Source organism: Arenibacter sp. ARW7G5Y1 (genome assembly GCF_003201775.1).
Taxonomy (GTDB): domain Bacteria; phylum Bacteroidota; class Bacteroidia; order Flavobacteriales; family Flavobacteriaceae; genus Arenibacter.
This window is the reverse complement of sequence record NZ_QJJZ01000009.1, coordinates 143,337-161,390: the sequence shown is the minus strand read 5'-3', so window position 1 is coordinate 161,390 and position 18,054 is coordinate 143,337. Positions and strand designations below refer to the sequence as shown.

Sequence of the window (18,054 nt, the reverse complement as noted above, 5' to 3'; positions counted from 1 at the left end):
TATCATTGGTACGATAATTGATGATAATACTAATAATTTAACATAAATTTTCAATGTAATGTAAATTTTAAATCCTTTTGCAAATATTTTTATGATTAATTAAGAAAATAATAACACAATAATCTCTTGTATATAGAGGTACTGGATTAAATTTGAGTCCCCCACCCTTTAACTAAACCACCTAACAATGAATAAAAAGAAACTACTCCTATTCGGTATCCCAATTGTTCTTATTCTTGCAGGTTACACCTTGTTCGGGAATACTGCAGATGAAGATGTAGCCATTACCACCAAAGTGGTCAAAGGCGAATTTTTAAATGAAGTTATCATTTCAGGTGAGGCCCAATCTACCAGTTTAAAAAAAATTAATGGCCCGGACGACATACGGAAATTTAAACTGCGGGATGTTAAAATTCAAGACCTAATTCCGGAAGGTTCCCTGGTAAAGGAAGGCGATTATGTAGGCCGATTGGATCCCTCGGAGGTGAATGAACAAATTTTGGATGCACAATTAAATTTGGAAACTGCCCAGTCCAAATACACTCAAGAGCAGTTAGACACAACCCTAACCTTAAAACAGGAACGGACAGCCATAAAAGATTTGCTATTTGATATCCAAGAAAATAAGTTGGAGCTTAAACAGTCTATTTATGAGCCACCTGCTACCATAAAAAAGTTGGAGATCAATATTGAGCGATTAGAACGGGATTTAAAGGAGAAAACCGAGGATTACAAAATTAAGGAACAAAAAGCTATGGCCAAGATGGTGGAAGTGGGAACTGAAGTATCCAAAATAAGCAAAATGTTGGAGGAACTCAGGAATCTTCAAAAATCCTTCACCATTCATTCCGATGCCAATGGAATGGTAACCTACGCTAAAAACTGGGATGGGACCAAAAGAAAGGTTGGGTCGTCCATTAGCATGTGGGACCCCGCAATAGCAACCTTACCCGACCTTACAAAAATGGAATCAAAGACCTATGCCAACGAGGTAGACATAAGAAAGATAAAAAAAGACCTTCCTGTAATTATCGGTTTTGATGCTTTTCCAGATGTAACGGTCAAAGGAACCATTACCAACGTGGCCAATGTTGGGGAAGAAAAACGAGGGTCGGATATTAAGTTATTTCAGGTACTGATAAACTTTGACGAGAATAATGAAAATGTCAGGCCTGGGATGACTACCTCCAATAGAATCCTGATCCATAAGGAAGAAGAGGTTCTAATGATACCGTTGGAAGCCGTATTTTCCCAAGATTCCATAAGTTTTGTGTACGCCAAATCCGGCCTCTCCATCGATAAAAAAGAAATTGAGATGGGCGAATCCAATTTGGATGTGGTAATTGTAAAAAAGGGTTTAAATGAGAACGAAGTTGTGTATCTGAGCAAACCAGAAGGATTGGAAGAAAAGGGCATACTGTCTTTAAATTAGATTCATGATAGACAAGATACTTCTAGAACAGGTTGTCTCCAATTTCAGGGAAGCCATTCGCGTGGTGACGATCAACAAGGTTAGAACGTTTTTAACAGCATTGGGCATCATTTTTGGTGTGGCAGCAGTAATTACAATGCTGTCCATAGGCAATGGGGCGGAAAAGGAAATTCTGGCGCAATTGGAACTGGTAGGCGTCAACAACATTGTAGTAACACCAATACCTGATGAAGAGGATGAAAGCAGTAGTGAGGACGAGGAAGGTGCACAGGAAACCACACGATTCTCCAAAGGTTTGGATCTCTTGGATGTAGCTAGTATAGCCAATAATATTCCTACTATAAAAGCCATTAGTCCGGAAATAATTTTAGAAACCTATGTTATTAATAAGGGTAGGCAAAATTCGGTGAAATTAATAGGGGTCACCAACTCCTTTTTTGAAACTTCCAATATTCATTTAGGAAAAGGAAGCAACTTCTCCCAAGAACATTTGATAAATGCTTCTTCAGTCTGTATCATTGGTGAAAAGGTAGAAAAGAAGTTGTTCCCAGGTGAAAGTGCCATTGGTAAGCAAATCAAGGTAAAGGACGTTTGGCTTAAGGTTATTGGCATAATAGAGGAAAAACTCATTTCTGAAAAGGCACAGGAGAATTTGGGAATTCGAGACCTTAACCAGGATATCTATATTCCTGTAAAGACCTTTTTGGTTCGATATAAGGATAGAAAGATCATATCGGACCAACCCCTGGATTTTAGTGGCGGAGGTATGATCATCATTAGTGGTGCCAATAATGGGCCCAAGAAAAAAATTCCTAGGGGCAATTACCACCAATTGGATAAATTAACGGTACAGGTAAATAACTCCAATGAGCTTAAAGCAACTGCGGAAGTATTGAGCAAACTTCTCAAAAGAAAACATAACGAGGTGTTGGATTTTGAAATTACCATCCCTATACAATTGCTAAAACAACAGCAGAAAACTAAACAGATATTCAATATTGTTCTCAGTGTTATTGCTGGGATATCACTACTAATTGGTGGTATAGGCATTATGAATATTATGTTGGCCTCCGTACTGGAACGAACTAAAGAGATAGGTATCATGAGGGCCATTGGTGCCACCAAGCAAGATGTAATTCTACAGTTTTTATCCGAATCCGTCCTCATCAGTTTGGGCGGAGGTATAATAGGCATAATATTGGGAATCGTAGCATCCTATGGATTGGAACTGGCAACGGGTATTGAAACCATTCTTTCATTGAACTCCATTGTTTTGTCTTTTTTTGTAGCCACCTTCATAGGGCTGGCGTTTGGAGTTTTACCTGCCAAATCGGCCGCCAACAAAAATCCCATAGAAGCCATAAGACGTGAATAATGGATACCCCAATAGCATCAAACATAAATACCCTCCCCCATTTTATCAATCAAAATAGTCCAAAATGAAAAAATGTATTGTGTTGTTATTCCTGTGTTCAAACCTTATTGTTCTGGGACAGACCAAAAAGCTAACGCTAACAGAGGCCATTGAATTGGCAAAAAAAAACTCCCCAGAATATCAAGCCGTATTAAACCAATCACAAGCCAGTTATTGGAAATACAGAACTTATGTAGCCCAATTTTTACCACAATTTCGATTATCGGCCACCTTGCCGGATTATTCCAAATCAATTACAAGGATTACCAATGACGAAGGCCAGGATATTTTCGTAAATCAAAATCAATCCAGGATAGATGGGACTTTGTCCATAGACCAGCGTATTCCTTTTACCGGGGGAAACCTTTCCCTTAATTCACAAATCCAACGAATAGATCGCTTTGGCGCAGATGAAAACAGCAATTACTCCCTCACCCCTTTTTCCGTAAATTACTATCAAAATTCCTTGTTCTTTAATCCTTATAAGTGGGACAGGCAAATAGAACCTTTAAAATTTGAAGAATCCAAGCGCGAATTTATTGAGCGTATGGAAGATATTTCCCTAAGCAGTTGCCAGCGCTATTTTGGACTATTGACCGCCCAAATGAGGTTGAAAAATTCCAAGAAAAATTTGGCTACCCAGGATACCTTATTGCAAATTGCCAAAGGACGGTTCGAAATTGGAAAGATTGCTGAAAATGAGTTATTGCAGATGGAACTGGGACATCTAAATTCGAAAAATGAGGTTACCACAAATACGATCCTACTTAAAAGGACTTCCCAAAACCTGGCCAGATATCTGGAACTGAAAACCGAGGACATAGAACTGTTCATTCCAGAGAAATTGGTAGATTTTGAGGTAAGTGTACAAACTGCCCTGGATGAAGCTACCCATAACAGGAAATCCGTTATTGAATTTAGAAGGAGACGTTTGGAGGCCGAAAGAAACCTTGCTCAAATAAAAGGTAACAATAGGCTGGAAATTAATGTCAATGCCAATTTCGGATTAAATAAGCGAGCCGAGGATTATGACGCGCTCTTTCAAGACTATGATAGACAACAAAGAGTATCCGTGAGATTGGGTATTCCTATTTTTGATTGGGGGGTCTCCAAATCCGAAAGAAAAATGGGAGAGGCCGATTTAGGTTTGGTAGAAACAAATATAAAACAAGAACAGCAGGCTTTTGAACAGGAGATTTACCTACATATTTTAAATTGGTCCAGTAAAAGGGATTTTCTATCCACTTCGGAAAAAGCCAAAGAAATTGCCATTAAACGCTATCAGATTACCAAAGAGCGATATATTCTAGGAAAAATTACCATTACAGATCTAAATTTGGCGCAACAGGAAAAAGACAAGGCAGAACTTGAATACCTGAATTCCTTGGAAAATTTCTGGACAGATTACTACACTTTGAGAAGGCTGACGCTATACGATTTCATCAATAACAAAAGGATAGAAGCGGAAAACATCATTACTGATTAAAACCACTGATATGCCGAAACCAACCCAACGCCCCTTATATAATTTCAGGGTAGGAAAAAGATTTTATAAGTAAGGGTCCTTCTGCTTAGGTTTTGTTTTTAGTTTTCCTAATTTTATCACTTTAAATAATACTTCATGACCATTACACAATTGCAATATGTACTAGCCGTTGCCGAGTATCAAAACTTCACCTTGGCAGCCGAAAAGAGCTTTGTTACCCAACCTACCTTGAGTATGCAGGTGCAAAAACTGGAGGACGAATTGGACATATTAATTTTCGATAGGAGCAAAAAACCGATTACCATAACGGAAGTTGGTGCCAAAATAGTTGCCCAGGCCAAGAACATTGTCAATGAGGCCAACCGTATAAAGGATATAGTAGATCAGGAGAAGGGTTTTATAGGCGGTGAGTTTACCCTTGGTATCATCCCCACCATTATGCCTACCTTATTGCCCATGTTCCTTAAGACCTTTATAAAAAAATACCCCAAAGTAAACCTGATCATCAAGGAGCAAAACACCGAAAATTTGATCCGCAACCTTCAAGATGGCCATATAGATGCTGCCATTGCAGCTACACCGCTGGAAATTGAATTTATTAAGGAGCGCCCCCTATATTATGAACCTTTTGTGGGGTATGTACCCCCCAATCATAGATTGGGAAAACTATCGGAATTAGTACCGGAAGATTTGGAAATTTCGGATGTGCTGCTATTGCGTGACGGACACTGTTTTAGGGATGGTGTCATAAATTTGTGCAATGCCACCAAAAATTACGATGAAGAGCACTTTCAATTACAAAGCGGTAGTTTCGAGACCCTGATCAACCTTTCCAATGAAGGATTGGGGATGACCCTCCTACCCTTCCTAAATACTATTGAACTGGATGATAAAAAGAAGCAGAACCTTAAATTCTTTAAAAATCCATCTCCTGCTAGGGAAGTAAGCTTAATTTACCACAAAAGTGAGCTCAAAGTTCAAATTACAGAAGCATTATATGATGTTATTGCCAGTGTGGTAAGAGGAGCTATTGCTTTCCAAGATGTAAAGATCATTAGTCCCTTAAACAAATAACTATTCTATTTTTCTATATTTATAGGAACATTCCTCAATGCAGCCTACATTGGATAGTATAAGTTTTCCTTCGGTGAATTCCATATTAAAAATGGTTTCAATGGCATTGTTTTCGCAATGATATCGCAGGGTCAAAACACTTTCACTTGTACTGTAAATTCCGTTAACAATACCGCCACAAGCCTTTTCATTATGGGTATAGGAACCATTGGCCTTAAATTCAAATATGGGTCCGTTCATTACAGTTGTCCAATTCTCAACTATATCGCCCGGGCTAATTTTAGTGGCTTCCAATTGCCATATTCCTAGAAGATCATTGACAATTAAGGGCAAGGTATCCTCATCCTTCCCACAGCTAAAAAGGAATAGAACAAATACGTAGGTTAAATATTTCATATATACAATATTGGGGGGTCCGCCATTATATACGGTGCAACTTACCAAAATAGTTGTCCTTAGTATGTGAGAAGTTTTAAGAAAAACAAAGTTGCACACTAAGAATAATTTAAAAAAAAAGCTACCAATTTAAGGTAGCTTATGTCTATACTTTCAAATAAAGTAAGCTTTGTTGTAATTCTGGTTTATCATTAATGAACTGCTTCAACCAGAGTTTTAATTCTTCTATTTCAAATGGTAATAGTCTAGTCACTGCTTTCTCTAGTTCTTTGCAAAATAACTTTGTATCAAAACTAACCTTTTGCAGTACGGTTTTAGTGTACTCTAACATAGCTCTTGCCATATTTTTAATAATTTTAGGTTGCTTGGACTAAGATAACCAATAAAAGGTATATATTATTGCTGTCTTTCCGTTAAATAATAGATAAAAAGATGTTAAAGTCGATGAATGCACACTTTCAAATCCCTTTTTTAGATAAAAAGAGGATTCTTGGGCTGTTAATTTTGTTTGGCACCTCAATGAACCTATTTAGCTGTAAAACACTAAATAACAAAAAATTAAAAAATAACATTCAACAACGCATAAGCTCGGAAACGCCGAATAATTACTTTCAGGGGCTGTTGGTTTACGATCCTATTAAAAAGGATACTGTGTATAGCCACAATAGCCAAAAGTACTTTACTCCGGCAAGCAATACCAAAATTATTACCCTGTATACCTCCCTTAAAATCTTGCCAGAAAGGATTCCGGCCCTAAAATATGTTGTTAAAAATGACACCCTTTATATGGAAGGCACAGGCGACCCCACCTTGTTGCATCCCTATTTCGGTGACAGTACCGCAATAAAATTTGCCCAGAACCATAAGAACATATCCCTTTATTTAAATAATTTTCAGGAAAACAAGTATGGTCCGGGTTGGGCCTGGGAAGATTATGACCTCTATTTTAGTCCGGAAAGAAGTGCAATTCCTATTTACGGCAACGTTGTAACCATTGAGAATACAGAGGGTATAACGGTTACCCCAGAACATTTCAAAAACCAAGTAGTGCCCATTGAATACGGAATAAATAGAGAATTGTACAGTAATACCTTTTATTTTGACCCTCAGAGAAAAGATACCTTGGAAAGTCCTTTTATGATTGATAGCACCCTGATAAAAAATCTATTGGAAGAAGTCCTGCTTAAAAAGGTCAATATTGTGCAAGAGATGCCGAAGGAGGTAAAACAGGTGTTGTACGGGGTTTCCTCAGATTCCCTATACAAGCGAATGATGAAGGTAAGTGATAATTTTCTTGCAGAACAATTATTAATTTTAAGCTCCTCTACCCTTTCGGATACACTGAACAGTGCAAGGGCCAGAAAATATATTTTGGAGAATTATTTACAGGAACTGGAACAGCCCCCAAGATGGGTAGATGGTTCCGGGCTTTCACGCTACAATTTATTTACACCAGGGACAATGGTGTATGTACTTAATAAAATGTACCAAGAAATACCTAGGGAGCGATTATTCAACTTTTTCCCTGTCGGCGGCCTAACAGGGACTTTAAAAAACGGGTTCCATGGTGATGAACGCCCATATATTTACGCCAAAACAGGATCATTGGGAAATAATTATTGTCTTAGTGGATATCTTCTAACGCGATCTGGAAAGACTTTGATATTTAGTTTTATGAACAACCATTTTACCCATAGCAATAATGAGGTAAAACAACATATGGAATCTATCTTTGAAATGATCAGGGACCGTTATTGACCCAAGACGACCTTATTATGATCTACTTTGTCCGCAAATTTCAACATCAACAAGTCTAGTTTTGGAACAATATGGGTTTGGCAGAATGGTTTATATGGATTTTTAAAGTAATAGTTTTGAAAGGCTTTATCGGAAATTTTAAATTTCCTGAACGGTAGGACTTTGGTTACCAAGGGATCTTTAAAATTCTTCTGAAATTCTTTCAATGCCCCAGTAGATCTTTTAACATCCACTGTCTCAAAAGTATAAATGGCCGAACGGTATTTTTTACGCATGCCATGGTCTGATGTAGATTTATGGGTATATAAATGCACCAAAATTAAATCTTCAAGACTAATGACTTTTGGGTCATAATGCGCAATTACCGCTTCAGAGAAGGAAGATTCCTCCCCTTCCGGAGCTACAAAACCTTGCTCTACACTTATTATACCCTTTAGTGATTTATAAACGGCTTCGGTACACCAATGGCATCCACCCCCAAAGGCTATTCTATGTTTAGCTTCCATAATGGGATGATTGTACATTGGGGAATAACCCGTTAATTTTTGCATACTGCAAGAGCATAATAGTCTTGGCATCTTTAATTTCACCTGTGTATATCATTTCCATGGCCTTACCAAAGTCCAACTCCAAGACTTCTATATTTTCAGTTTCCACTTGGGAACCACCCCCCTCGCCTATCTTCATTTTTTCATCATATGATCCAATAAAAAAATGAAGGATCTCGGTTACCGAACCTGGTGACATATAGGATTCAAAGACCTTCTCTACCGTGTCCAGTTTATAGCCGGTCTCTTCCTCCGTTTCTTTTTTTATACAGTCTTCAGGATGATCGCCATCCAATAACCCTGCACATACTTCTATCATCATCCCGGAATCATTGCCGTTGATATAGGTAGGCATCCGGAACTGTCGTGTAAGAATTACCGTTTTCTTCTTCTTGTTGTACAACAAAATAGCAGCACCATTTCCGCGATCATAGGCCTCGCGGGATTGGGTCTCCCAACTTCCATCCTCTTTCTGATATTCAAAAGTCAACTTTTCAAGCCTATACCAGTTATCGGATAATAGCTCTTTATTGATGTTTTTTACTTTTCCGTTTTTCACTTGTAGGCGGTTCTTGTATCCTTACAAAACTAGTCATTTTTATACCTATGGGAACGATAAAAAAAATAAGATTGGGGGCTATGACAAACTTTACTATAACCTAATGGAATATTTTTCTAAAGCTAATTCTTGGCTATTGCGGCACTTGATTCTGAACGGGAAGTAACATATACCATTGCTGTGCTACAGTGTTTACTTCCTTCGCCTATTCAAAATGAACGGATTGGTTACCAAGGCATTGAACACTACACTTGTTGATAGATGTTAGTTCTAACTTTAGTCCCATTAGAGCGACCTGCACAACGTGGACAGACAATTTTACAACCACCCACCCTCACACGGTAACCGCCTTGTTCAAGTATCTTCTAAAGGGTAGCATTTCCAAATAAATTGAGATTACCTTCTCCTTAAAATTGGACTCTAATATTTCTTTCCGGGTCAATGGATGTGTTACGGCAAAGGTTTTATGGCGCAAGAGATCAATATGTGGATGGTCATTGGCAAATCCTTTAGGTGCCTGTTTTAAGGTTTCATCCACTACCAAATTCCCGAAGGCATCTTTAAATGATTTTTTGTTCAGAATTTTTTTCAGTTCTTCCCCGTCATAATCTATGGCATCGCGTATACTTCGCAAGGTTTTGGGATCTGGCCTCCAAAATCCACCAGCCAACATGGACTGCCCGAGCCCTATCTCAATATAAAAATCACCCGTGTTGGGGGCCTTATCCAAACCAGCCCCAAAATGGTCCTTATAGGTAGGTTTATTGGGATGGAACATCAAATTATTATTGATCCGATTAATTCCTTTTTTACCTGGCGTACTAAAGTATTCATTGTCCACAGCAGCTAAAGCAAGATCCAAATCGTTCAACCAACTTATATACCCATCCCTAACTTCTTTGTACCATTTTCTGTTTTTATCCATCCACTCTTTGGAGTTATTCTGATTGAGCTCGGTCAAGAATTGAAACAGGGAAGTAAAATCCATATTTAAACAAATTATATCAGGTAATTCTTAATTACATTAAAATCGGTTATCCCCATCCAATAGGTCGCCCAAACCACCTAAAATACTTCCTTCTCCCTTATCTTTGCCACCTCTTGGAATGGAAGCCAAGACCCGTCCGGCCAAACGGCTAAAGGGCAAAGATTGGATGTAAACGGTACCAGGGCCCCTTAATGTGGCGTAAAACAATCCCTCGCCCCCAAAAATGGTGTTTTTGATTCCGCCTATAAATTCTATATTATAATCCACATCCTTGGTAAATCCTATTATACAGCCCGTATCCACCTTTAAGGTTTCCCCCGGACCTAGAATTTTTTTTGCGGTGGTACCACCTGCGTGTACAAAAGCCATTCCGTCTCCCTCCAATTTTTGCATTATGAAACCTTCTCCGCCGAAAAGCCCCCGCCCCAGTCGCTTTGAAAATTCTATACCCACGGAAACACCTTTTGCCGCACACAAAAAAGCATCCTTTTGACAAATGAACCTTCCTTGAAATTCGCTAAGGTCTATCGGAATAATTTTTCCAGGATAGGGAGAGGCAAAGCTTACCTGCTTTTTCCCCTGGCCTATATTTAAAAATGCCGTCATAAAAAGGCTTTCCCCTGTGAGCAATCTTTTTCCTGCAGAGAACAATTTTCCGAGGACCCCAGTATCCTGATTGGAACCATCACCAAAAATGGTATCCATTTTAATGTCCGAATCCATCATCATAAAACTGCCCGCTTCGGCCACAACGGCCTCCTGCGGATCTAATTCTATTTCCACATATTGCATTTCCTCTCCGTAAATTACATAGTCTATTTCGTGTGCGTTCATCCTATAAGTTTAATAAATTGAATTTCATTTGTTGACCATTAGTGTCAAAAACTACCGGTTTGTTACATCGGAATATTTACCCACTAATAAATTAATACCATGGCCCTTGACTCACTGTCACATTGGTATATCGGTATATTGGTATATTGATTAAGTGTATATCATCACCTTATCCTTTCACCTTTAAAGTCCATTCAAAATTAAAGGTAGACACTACAACACCTTCGTCGTTAACCCCCACCGATTTCATCCAGACTGTCTGCCCCTCACCGGTCTCAATGGTTTTCTTAATGGCATCAGAAACAAGATGTCCCTCTACACAGGTAAAGGTAATTTTTCCGGTAGCTTTTTTTGAAAAATTGGCATTGTTATTGGCTACTAGCATGGAAATATTTCTACCACTTTTCTTAATTTGGCTCATTACCATAGCTCCTGTAGTCAGTTCGGCCGCCATTCCCTGTACTGCCCAAAACAAGGATTTAAACGGGTTTTGATTGATCCATCTATGCTTAACGGTGACTATGGCCTTTTTTTCATCTATATACCTTAATCGTACTCCTGTCCACCATACGGCCGGGAGCTTAAAAAAACTGAACATGTTAATTTTACTTGCATCGGTAGCCATAGTTGTAGTTTATTTTATATCAAAAGTATATAATTTGCACGAACCTACAATTGTTAATAAATTGTTAAATTTTAGTACTTTGTTTTGCATAGTACCTTCTTTTAGATATATATTTGCATAGAAAGTTATTAGGCTTAATAAGATAAGCCCTTAGAAATAGCTTTAGTAAGCTACTAAAACTGTTTTAATCGAGACCGACGGTAAAGGGCACAAAGTAATAACTGGGAACACAAACTATACAGCAATGACCGAAACACTGAGCAAACACGAAAAAAATTTGGCCGCAATAATACATGCGTCTACGTTTTCCAAGTATTTCATCCCCTTTGGAAATTTCCTACTTCCCCTAGTACTTTGGACCGTAAATAAAAAGGATTATAACTTCGTGGACCAAAATGGCAAACAGGCTTTGAATTTTCAAATCAGTCTTTTACTCTATTCCATCATCCTTGGAATTTTCACCATCCCTTTTTTAATTGGGATAATACCGGAAATATTTCATCTGGGCCATTTTAACTTTGCCAATTTTAACGAATTCAATGGCCTTAATTTCGATTTCAACTTTCAGCCATTTCATCTGGGCAAATTTCTTTGGCCATTGGGAATAGCCGGGGTTGCACAGCTGGGACTATTCTTGGTAAATATAGTTTACACCATCTTGGCCACTATTCGAACCAGTGAGGGGTTGGATTTTAAATACCCTATAAGCATCCCATTTATTAAATAATGAAAAATACAATTAGTACTCATCACACTAATTAGAGAGTTTATTCATCCAATCAATCAGAAGTGAAACAGTAAAATGCGGACATCAAAAAAACGAACAGTTAAATTATTTTAATCATGCTACTATGAATATTGAAAATACAAAAGCACAGATGCGCAAGGGAGTCTTGGAGTACTGTATACTTTCCATTCTCAATGGGGAGGACAAGTATACCTCCGAAATACTGGACACCCTAAAAAACGCTAAAATGCTAGTGGTTGAGGGCACCATATATCCATTGCTCACAAGATTGAAAAATGCGGGGCTTCTCAATTATCGTTGGGAGGAATCCACTTCAGGTCCCCCAAGAAAGTATTATACCCTAACAGAAACAGGTAAACTTTTCCTTAAAGAATTGGATACTACTTGGGATGAATTAAGAAATGCGACAAACCTCGTAACCAAAACAAAAAACAACTAAGAAATGAACAAGACAATAAATATTAATCTGGCCAATTTATTCTTTCATATAGATGAAGTTGCCTACAATAAGCTTCAACGCTATTTGGAGGCCATAAAACGTTCCTTTGCCAATACTAGTGGTAGTGAGGAGATCATAGCGGATATAGAGTCCAGAATTGCCGAACTGTTCCATGAAAAAATGGAGAACGAAAGACAGGTAATTACAGAAAAGGAAGTAGACGAAGTAATAGGCATCATGGGACAGCCCGAAGATTACATGGTGGACGAGGACATTTTTGAGGACCAGCCAAAATCCACAAAAAAAGCACATAGGGTAAGAAAATTATACAGGGATATAGAAAATAAGTATATAGGGGGTGTATCTGCCGGCCTTGGACATTATTTTGCGATTGATGCCCTCTGGGTTCGACTTTTATGGATTCTGCTGACCATTTTTAGTTGGGGAGGTTTTGTATTTATTTATATCCTTTTATGGATTCTCATTCCAGAGGCCGTTACCACGGCTCAGAAATTGGATATGAGGGGTGAGGCGGTCAACATTAGTAATATTGAAAAAAAAGTAAAGGAGGGTTTTGATGATGTAGCCGAAAAGGTTAAAAGTGTGGACTATGAAAAAGTGGGTACCAAGGTAAAGGATGGTAGCAAAAGTTTCTTTAATGCCATTGCCGATGTCATCATGTTTTTTTTTAAGATCATTGGCAAGTTTATTGGGATAATACTCATCATAATAGGTGCTGCCGGAATAGTTGCCTTGTTTATAGGACTTTTTACCGTAGGTATTTTAGACATTGTACACCTTCCGGGAATTGATTTTTACTATATGGTGAACTCTACCAATACCCCGGTATGGTTGGTGTCGCTATTAGGCTTTTTTGCCATTGGCATACCCTTTTTCTTTCTCATGTATTTAGGACTTAAGATTTTGGTCAACAACCTTAAATCGATAGGTAATATTGCAAAATTTACCCTTTTGGGACTTTGGTTGATTGCCATTATCCTGCTCACTGTTTTTGGGATAAGACAAGCTGCTGCCCATGCCTATACGGGCAATGTTTCAGTGGAGAAGGAACTGGCATTCCAGCAGCCAGAGCAACCAATGAAAATCATTTTAAGGTCTGGTTCCCATCTAAATAATGGCAATAAAATAGGCATAAACGGTGTGGTTCTGGATTACACTGAAAATGGGGAAGAAGTACTTGTTTCCGAAGATGTTCGTCTAAACCTTAAAATGTCTAGAGACTCAATTGCCCGTATCGAGATACGCAAAAATGCCAATGGAAATTCTTTTAAAAGTGCCACAGAGACCGCTGATAAAGTGATCTACAATTATGATTTGCAAGGAAATACTTTATTACTGGACGATTTTTTAACTACCGCCAAAAACAATAAATACCGGGACCAAGAAGTGAGAATATTACTCTATATCCCAGTAGGCACGGTATTGACATATGAAAGGGATAGTAGTCCTTGCTGGAAAATTAGTGCTCCATTGGACCGCACCATGAGTGGATGTGAAATGTCCAAATACCTTTGGAAAATGAATAACAGTGGGGAATTACAATGTTTGGATTGTCCAATAGACGAAGATGGGCAAGATCATGAAGATAATGACGACAACGGAAAAATTATCATCAACGAAGATGGTGTTGATATAGATATAAAGGGGGATGGGGATAATTTTAAGCTGAAAATAGACGAAAAGGGTGTACAGTTCAAAACCAACGAAAATTAAAAGATAGCCATCAATAAAAATACAGTTGGGTAGACTCTTGTAACAACTCAGTAATTTAAAATGCCCTTAAAGCAACCTAATCAATATTTTTAATTAAACATATCATTAATCAATCCTTGAATAAACCCATAGTGTTTATTTCAATCAAAAAACAACAATCATGACAACATTAGCAAGAATTACCATCGCACTTATCTTGGCAATTTTGTTTTCGTCCTGTGGTTTCGATATTAATATTGGAAACGGCAAGAGGGGAAATGGAATTGTAACGGAAGACCATCGCACAATAAACGCGGATTTCACCTCAATATCAGCCTCTGAAGGCCTGAACGTTTATGTTACCCAAGGCAATGATTTTGAAATTGTTGTTGAAGCCGATGAAAATGTAATCGACCTTATTGGAACTGATATCAAAAATGGAAGATTACGAATTCATGCCGTTGAAAATATTGGGAGGGCTACCAAAAATATTTATGTTACACTACCCGAAATTACAGGCTTGGAAACATCCAGCGGTGCCGACCTGATTACCAAAAATTTAATTAAGGGACGAAACATTGACTTGAATGCCAGCAGTGGTTCCAGTCTGGAAATTATAGAATTAAAGGCCGAAAAGGTCACAGCAGATGCCAGTAGTGGCGCAGACATTAAAGTGGCCGGTGACACAAAATCCCTTTATGGCCATGCAAGTAGCGGCTCTGATATAAAAGCAAGAAATTTAAACACCAAAATCTGCGAAGCCAATGCCAGTAGTGGTGCGGGAATAACGGTAAATGTGTCCGAGTCCTTAACCGCTAAAGCCAGCAGTGGTGGAAATATACACTATACCGGTGATGCTACCGTAGAACATAAGAAATCGAGTTCAGGAAGTGTCAGTGCCCTTTAAAACCTGGATTATCCTTAGGTTGTGGCCATCCCATCCTAAAATTTACAATACCCATTGAGATTTCAATGGGTATTCATTTTCCAATACACCATCTTTCTTTATATTCGTTCCATAAATACTGTTATGAAAATAAAGATCAAAAAATACGTACTTCCGCTAAAACACACTTTCAGTATTTCCAGGGAATCCCATGATTTCCAGGATTCCATGATCGTTGCACTGGAACTGAACGGTAAAACGGGCTATGGGGAGGCAACTTCCAATCCCTATTACAAAATAACCTTTGAAACCATGCAAGCTGAGATTGAAAACGTCAGGGAGGAAATCGAGAATTTCGACTTTCAGGAACCTGAGACCTTTCATGCGTTTTTGGTTTCCAAAGAATTGAGCAATTTTGCTATCTGTGCATTGGATCTTGCCACCAACGATCTGTATGGAAAAATACTCGGGAAGCCATTGTATAAACTATGGAATACGGACAACAGTAGTTATCCCATAACCAATTACACCATAGGATTGGACTCCGTTGAAAAAATGGTGGACAAGATGAAAGAAATGCCTTGGCCCATATATAAAATTAAATTAGGTACCAATAGTGATGTTGATATAGTAAGGGAGTTGCGCAAACATACGGATGCCATTTTCAGAGTAGATGCCAACTGTGCCTGGACAGCGGAGGAAACAATTGCCAACGCTCCTTTATTGAAGGATTTGGGTGTTGAATTTTTAGAACAACCGCTCAAAGCCGATGATTGGACAGGAATGGAAGCAGTGATGCACCAAAGTGTCCTCCCAGTTATAGCAGACGAAAGTTGTATAGTGGAAACCGATGTAGAAAAATGTGCACTTCATTTTAACGGAATCAATATAAAACTAACCAAATGTGGTGGACTAACCCCCGCACGCCGTATGATTTCGAAGGCCAAGGAAATGGGACTTAAGGTAATGGTAGGTTGTATGACGGAATCTACCGTAGGCATTTCGGCCATCGCCCAACTAATTCCACAGTTGGATTATGTTGATATGGACGGTGCTATGTTGTTGAAAGAAGATATTGCCGATGGGGTCATTATTCAGGAAAATGGCAAAGTAATCTTTCCTACCATTGGTGGAAGCGGAATACAATTACGCTGATGGCTATTTATATTGATGGATTCCCGGGACGGGAATTGCAGTTGGACCACAAGAAATTTTTGTATTTTGGAGGTACTTCCTATCTAGGGTTACAGACCGACCAAGCTTTTCAGGAAATCTTTATTTCCAATATCCGGAAATATGGCACCAATTATGGAGCCTCCAGAAAATCCAACGTACGAATATCAGTTTTTGAAGAAGCAGAACAATATTTATCCCAATTGGTAGGGTGTGAATATAGCGCTACTTTGTCTTCTGGTTATTTGGCAGGACAACTTGTGAGGCAATCCATGGATACCAAAGAGCATAGGCTCTTCTATGCCCCCAATACCCATTCTGCACTCTATTCCACTACCCCATCAACAAAGTCAAAACCATACATCACTTTCACGGCCTTGAACATAGCCGTTAGGGCCCATTTGGAATCCAATCAAAATATTACTCCTGTGGTATTTTTGGATGCCATTGATTTTTCCGGGGTCAATTATCCCAATTTTGAAGGATTAAGGACACTGCCTTTGGAAAGGATCGTTCTGGTGGTAGACGATTCCCATGGTATTGGTATTGTAGATGACAATGGTGGGGGTGTCTTTAGAAGGCTAAGGAAATTAAATCCAAAAGAACTTATTGTATGTTGTTCACTAGGTAAAGGGTTTGGGGTTCAGGCAGGATCTGTTTTTGGGACCAAAAGGAGAATTGAACAATTCATGGACACTCCTTTTTTTGGCGGGGCAAGTCCCGCAACACCTGCAGCAGTAGCCTGTCTCCTGGATGGCAAAAAGCTTTTCCTTGAAAAGAGGACTATTCTAATGAACAATATAAACTTGTTCAAATCCAATGTTAAAACTTTGGATATATTTAAATTCATGGAGGGCCATCCCGCGTTCAGCTTTTCAGATGAAAAGTTGGTAGACTATCTGGAAAGTAAAAATATTGTGGTGACCAGTTTTCGTTATCCTGATGAGGATTCCCAACTTATGAGCAGAATTGTAATAAGTGCCCATCATAAAACGGAAGATATTCTTTTATTATGTAATATTATTAATTCCTATTTATAAAATGAAACGGCCATCCCAAATGGATGGCCGCTTCATTTAACAGTTCCCTTACAAAAAACTAATTATCCCACCATACTGGGGTAACCGGGGTTTGTTGGTTTGCCACAACATTGGCCTCATTTCTGTTCAACTCGGTTGAAGGATAAATGGCCCTTCTGAACCACTGTCCAAAAAACTCGCTATCATCACTTGCTTCCTCCAATCTTATTTGTAGACCGGTGAATACAACCTCCAAAACTATTATTAAAACAAACATTTGTACTACGAAATGTGATTTATACAATAAATCGACCACTTATCAGAGATTTTATCACAAAACCAAGACTACATACAGTTATTATTTAATTCCTTTTGATAAGTTTCTTTTAACATATTCCGCGTTTCAGGTGTTAATATTCCAAAAAAGTCGTAACTTATTAGTATCTAATCCCTTAAAAGCAAATCGTCATGAAAAAAATATTTGGAATAGCTTTTTTGATGTTATTTTTGGTATCCGCCACCAAAATTGCACCTACTAAAATACAAAGCCCCAAAACGCTGGAAGGCACGTGGGAATTAATTAGTTTTAACAATTACGACGGTAACGATGTTGTAAAGACCATACCTCCTACCGAAGGATACCGTCAAATTAAAATGTATTATAATGGAAAGGTAATGTGGACCCGCTATGTCCCTACAGATTCAATTGAATGGTTTGGGTATGGCTCTTATAAGGCTACTGACAGCACCTTGACCGAAAAATTGGAATACATGTCGGCTTCCATGAAAAAAGTTGCCAACGAAAATATGGAATGGCATATGGAACTTCTGTTGGAAGGGGACAAATACAGCCAAATCTTTATTGATGCGGATGGGAACCGAATAAATTCTGAAAATTACAAACGTCTAAACTAGGTTTAGGTCTAATTGGACTTCAGCTGAGGTAAAGCCAAAATAAATAC

The 18,054-nt window shown here is 38.5% G+C and carries 20 protein-coding genes; 12 read left to right on the top strand and 8 right to left on the bottom strand.

Features of this window, described 5'->3' with window-relative positions; all coding sequences use genetic code 11:
- Positions 1 to 187: 187 nt before the first annotated feature.
- The 4 genes from C7972_RS14230 (at position 188) to C7972_RS14215 (ending at position 5,406) form a co-directional block, all read left to right on the top strand.
- A complete protein-coding gene (locus C7972_RS14230; RefSeq protein WP_110356844.1) occupies positions 188 to 1,432 on the top strand; it encodes an efflux RND transporter periplasmic adaptor subunit in 1,245 nt (414 codons plus the stop codon).
- Positions 1,433 to 1,436: 4 nt separating this feature from the next.
- Positions 1,437 to 2,807, top strand: coding sequence for an ABC transporter permease (locus tag C7972_RS14225; protein WP_110356843.1), 1,371 nt, complete (start codon positions 1,437 to 1,439; stop codon positions 2,805 to 2,807).
- 64 nt (positions 2,808 to 2,871) lie between these two features.
- Positions 2,872 to 4,332, top strand: a complete 1,461-nt coding sequence (locus C7972_RS14220) for a TolC family protein (protein WP_110356842.1) — start codon at positions 2,872 to 2,874, stop codon at positions 4,330 to 4,332.
- A 135-nt stretch (positions 4,333 to 4,467) separates the two neighbouring features.
- Positions 4,468 to 5,406 carry a LysR substrate-binding domain-containing protein gene (locus tag C7972_RS14215; protein ID WP_110356841.1) on the top strand — a complete coding sequence of 313 codons (939 nt, stop codon included), beginning with the start codon at positions 4,468 to 4,470 and terminating at the stop codon, positions 5,404 to 5,406.
- Here the strand turns inward: C7972_RS14215 and C7972_RS14210 are convergent, their stop codons facing one another.
- Positions 5,407 to 5,802 (bottom strand): lipocalin family protein, encoded by a 396-nt coding sequence (locus tag C7972_RS14210; protein ID WP_110356840.1) that lies wholly within the window; start codon positions 5,800 to 5,802, stop codon positions 5,407 to 5,409. It lies immediately after the preceding gene.
- Positions 5,803 to 5,947: 145 nt separating this feature from the next.
- Positions 5,948 to 6,145 carry a hypothetical protein gene (locus C7972_RS14205; RefSeq protein ID WP_110356839.1) on the bottom strand — a complete coding sequence of 66 codons (198 nt, stop codon included), beginning with the start codon at positions 6,143 to 6,145 and terminating at the stop codon, positions 5,948 to 5,950.
- A gap of 89 nt (positions 6,146 to 6,234) precedes the next feature.
- Here C7972_RS14205 and C7972_RS14200 point away from each other — a divergent pair, with 89 nt between their 5' ends.
- A complete protein-coding gene (locus tag C7972_RS14200; RefSeq protein WP_258364869.1) occupies positions 6,235 to 7,560 on the top strand; it encodes a D-alanyl-D-alanine carboxypeptidase/D-alanyl-D-alanine-endopeptidase in 1,326 nt (441 codons plus the stop codon).
- Here the strand turns inward: C7972_RS14200 and C7972_RS14195 are convergent.
- From C7972_RS14195 to C7972_RS14175, 5 genes are all read right to left on the bottom strand, one after another.
- Positions 7,554 to 8,066, bottom strand: coding sequence for a peptide-methionine (S)-S-oxide reductase (locus C7972_RS14195; protein ID WP_181422897.1), 513 nt, complete (start codon positions 8,064 to 8,066; stop codon positions 7,554 to 7,556). The genes C7972_RS14200 and C7972_RS14195 overlap by 7 nt on opposite strands.
- Positions 8,056 to 8,667, bottom strand: coding sequence for a GDP-mannose pyrophosphatase NudK (nudK, locus tag C7972_RS14190; RefSeq protein WP_110356838.1), 612 nt, complete (start codon positions 8,665 to 8,667; stop codon positions 8,056 to 8,058). Before nudK ends, C7972_RS14195 begins: the two co-directional genes overlap by 11 nt.
- Positions 8,668 to 9,001: 334 nt before the next feature.
- The gene (locus C7972_RS14185; protein WP_110356837.1) at positions 9,002 to 9,655 is read right to left on the bottom strand and encodes a DUF2461 domain-containing protein; all 654 of its coding nucleotides are present in this window, start codon (positions 9,653 to 9,655) and stop codon (positions 9,002 to 9,004) included.
- A 36-nt stretch (positions 9,656 to 9,691) separates the two neighbouring features.
- Complete coding sequence (locus C7972_RS14180) at positions 9,692 to 10,489, bottom strand: TIGR00266 family protein (protein WP_110356836.1); 798 nt, start codon at positions 10,487 to 10,489, stop codon at positions 9,692 to 9,694.
- Positions 10,490 to 10,658: 169 nt separating this feature from the next.
- Positions 10,659 to 11,114 (bottom strand): DUF4442 domain-containing protein, encoded by a 456-nt coding sequence (locus C7972_RS14175; RefSeq protein WP_110356835.1) that lies wholly within the window; start codon positions 11,112 to 11,114, stop codon positions 10,659 to 10,661.
- Between the two features lie 244 nt (positions 11,115 to 11,358).
- On the opposite strand from C7972_RS14175, the gene C7972_RS14170 reads away from it, so the two are divergent.
- From C7972_RS14170 to C7972_RS14145, 6 genes are all read left to right on the top strand, one after another.
- On the top strand, positions 11,359 to 11,841 hold the full coding sequence (locus tag C7972_RS14170; protein ID WP_110356834.1) for a DUF4870 domain-containing protein: 483 nt from the start codon (positions 11,359 to 11,361) through the stop codon (positions 11,839 to 11,841).
- Between the two features lie 124 nt (positions 11,842 to 11,965).
- Complete coding sequence (locus C7972_RS14165) at positions 11,966 to 12,301, top strand: PadR family transcriptional regulator (RefSeq protein ID WP_110356833.1); 336 nt, start codon at positions 11,966 to 11,968, stop codon at positions 12,299 to 12,301.
- A gap of 3 nt (positions 12,302 to 12,304) precedes the next feature.
- A complete protein-coding gene (locus C7972_RS14160; protein ID WP_110356832.1) occupies positions 12,305 to 14,035 on the top strand; it encodes a PspC domain-containing protein in 1,731 nt (576 codons plus the stop codon).
- Positions 14,036 to 14,195: 160 nt separating this feature from the next.
- The gene (locus C7972_RS14155) at positions 14,196 to 14,921 is read left to right on the top strand and encodes a head GIN domain-containing protein (RefSeq protein WP_110356831.1); all 726 of its coding nucleotides are present in this window, start codon (positions 14,196 to 14,198) and stop codon (positions 14,919 to 14,921) included.
- 123 nt (positions 14,922 to 15,044) lie between these two features.
- The gene (locus C7972_RS14150; protein WP_110356830.1) at positions 15,045 to 16,055 is read left to right on the top strand and encodes a dipeptide epimerase; all 1,011 of its coding nucleotides are present in this window, start codon (positions 15,045 to 15,047) and stop codon (positions 16,053 to 16,055) included.
- Positions 16,055 to 17,113: a pyridoxal phosphate-dependent aminotransferase family protein gene (locus tag C7972_RS14145; RefSeq protein WP_110356829.1), complete on the top strand. Its 1,059-nt coding sequence runs from the start codon at positions 16,055 to 16,057 to the stop codon at positions 17,111 to 17,113. The genes C7972_RS14150 and C7972_RS14145 overlap by 1 nt, the downstream gene beginning before the upstream one ends.
- 58 nt (positions 17,114 to 17,171) lie before the next feature.
- On the opposite strand, the gene C7972_RS14140 is transcribed toward C7972_RS14145, so the two are convergent.
- Complete coding sequence (locus C7972_RS14140; protein ID WP_181422896.1) at positions 17,172 to 17,408, bottom strand: hypothetical protein; 237 nt, start codon at positions 17,406 to 17,408, stop codon at positions 17,172 to 17,174.
- 152 nt (positions 17,409 to 17,560) lie between these two features.
- Here C7972_RS14140 and C7972_RS14135 point away from each other — a divergent pair, with 152 nt between their 5' ends.
- Positions 17,561 to 18,007 carry a hypothetical protein gene (locus C7972_RS14135; protein WP_110356828.1) on the top strand — a complete coding sequence of 149 codons (447 nt, stop codon included), beginning with the start codon at positions 17,561 to 17,563 and terminating at the stop codon, positions 18,005 to 18,007.
- Positions 18,008 to 18,054: the final 47 nt, after the last annotated feature.

Coding starts and splice junctions, on each gene's coding strand:
- C7972_RS14230 (WP_110356844.1), top strand. CDS start 188: ATGAATAAAAAGAAACTACTCCTATTCGGTATCCCAATTGTTCTTATT.
- C7972_RS14225 (WP_110356843.1), top strand. CDS start 1,437: ATGATAGACAAGATACTTCTAGAACAGGTTGTCTCCAATTTCAGGGAA.
- C7972_RS14220 (WP_110356842.1), top strand. CDS start 2,872: ATGAAAAAATGTATTGTGTTGTTATTCCTGTGTTCAAACCTTATTGTT.
- C7972_RS14215 (WP_110356841.1), top strand. CDS start 4,468: ATGACCATTACACAATTGCAATATGTACTAGCCGTTGCCGAGTATCAA.
- C7972_RS14210 (WP_110356840.1), bottom strand. CDS start 5,802: ATGAAATATTTAACCTACGTATTTGTTCTATTCCTTTTTAGCTGTGGG.
- C7972_RS14205 (WP_110356839.1), bottom strand. CDS start 6,145: ATGGCAAGAGCTATGTTAGAGTACACTAAAACCGTACTGCAAAAGGTT.
- C7972_RS14200 (WP_258364869.1), top strand. CDS start 6,235: ATGTTAAAGTCGATGAATGCACACTTTCAAATCCCTTTTTTAGATAAA.
- C7972_RS14195 (WP_181422897.1), bottom strand. CDS start 8,066: ATGGAAGCTAAACATAGAATAGCCTTTGGGGGTGGATGCCATTGGTGT.
- C7972_RS14185 (WP_110356837.1), bottom strand. CDS start 9,655: ATGGATTTTACTTCCCTGTTTCAATTCTTGACCGAGCTCAATCAGAAT.
- C7972_RS14180 (WP_110356836.1), bottom strand. CDS start 10,489: ATGAACGCACACGAAATAGACTATGTAATTTACGGAGAGGAAATGCAA.
- C7972_RS14175 (WP_110356835.1), bottom strand. CDS start 11,114: ATGGCTACCGATGCAAGTAAAATTAACATGTTCAGTTTTTTTAAGCTC.
- C7972_RS14170 (WP_110356834.1), top strand. CDS start 11,359: ATGACCGAAACACTGAGCAAACACGAAAAAAATTTGGCCGCAATAATA.
- C7972_RS14165 (WP_110356833.1), top strand. CDS start 11,966: ATGAATATTGAAAATACAAAAGCACAGATGCGCAAGGGAGTCTTGGAG.
- C7972_RS14160 (WP_110356832.1), top strand. CDS start 12,305: ATGAACAAGACAATAAATATTAATCTGGCCAATTTATTCTTTCATATA.
- C7972_RS14155 (WP_110356831.1), top strand. CDS start 14,196: ATGACAACATTAGCAAGAATTACCATCGCACTTATCTTGGCAATTTTG.
- C7972_RS14150 (WP_110356830.1), top strand. CDS start 15,045: ATGAAAATAAAGATCAAAAAATACGTACTTCCGCTAAAACACACTTTC.
- C7972_RS14145 (WP_110356829.1), top strand. CDS start 16,055: ATGGCTATTTATATTGATGGATTCCCGGGACGGGAATTGCAGTTGGAC.
- C7972_RS14135 (WP_110356828.1), top strand. CDS start 17,561: ATGAAAAAAATATTTGGAATAGCTTTTTTGATGTTATTTTTGGTATCC.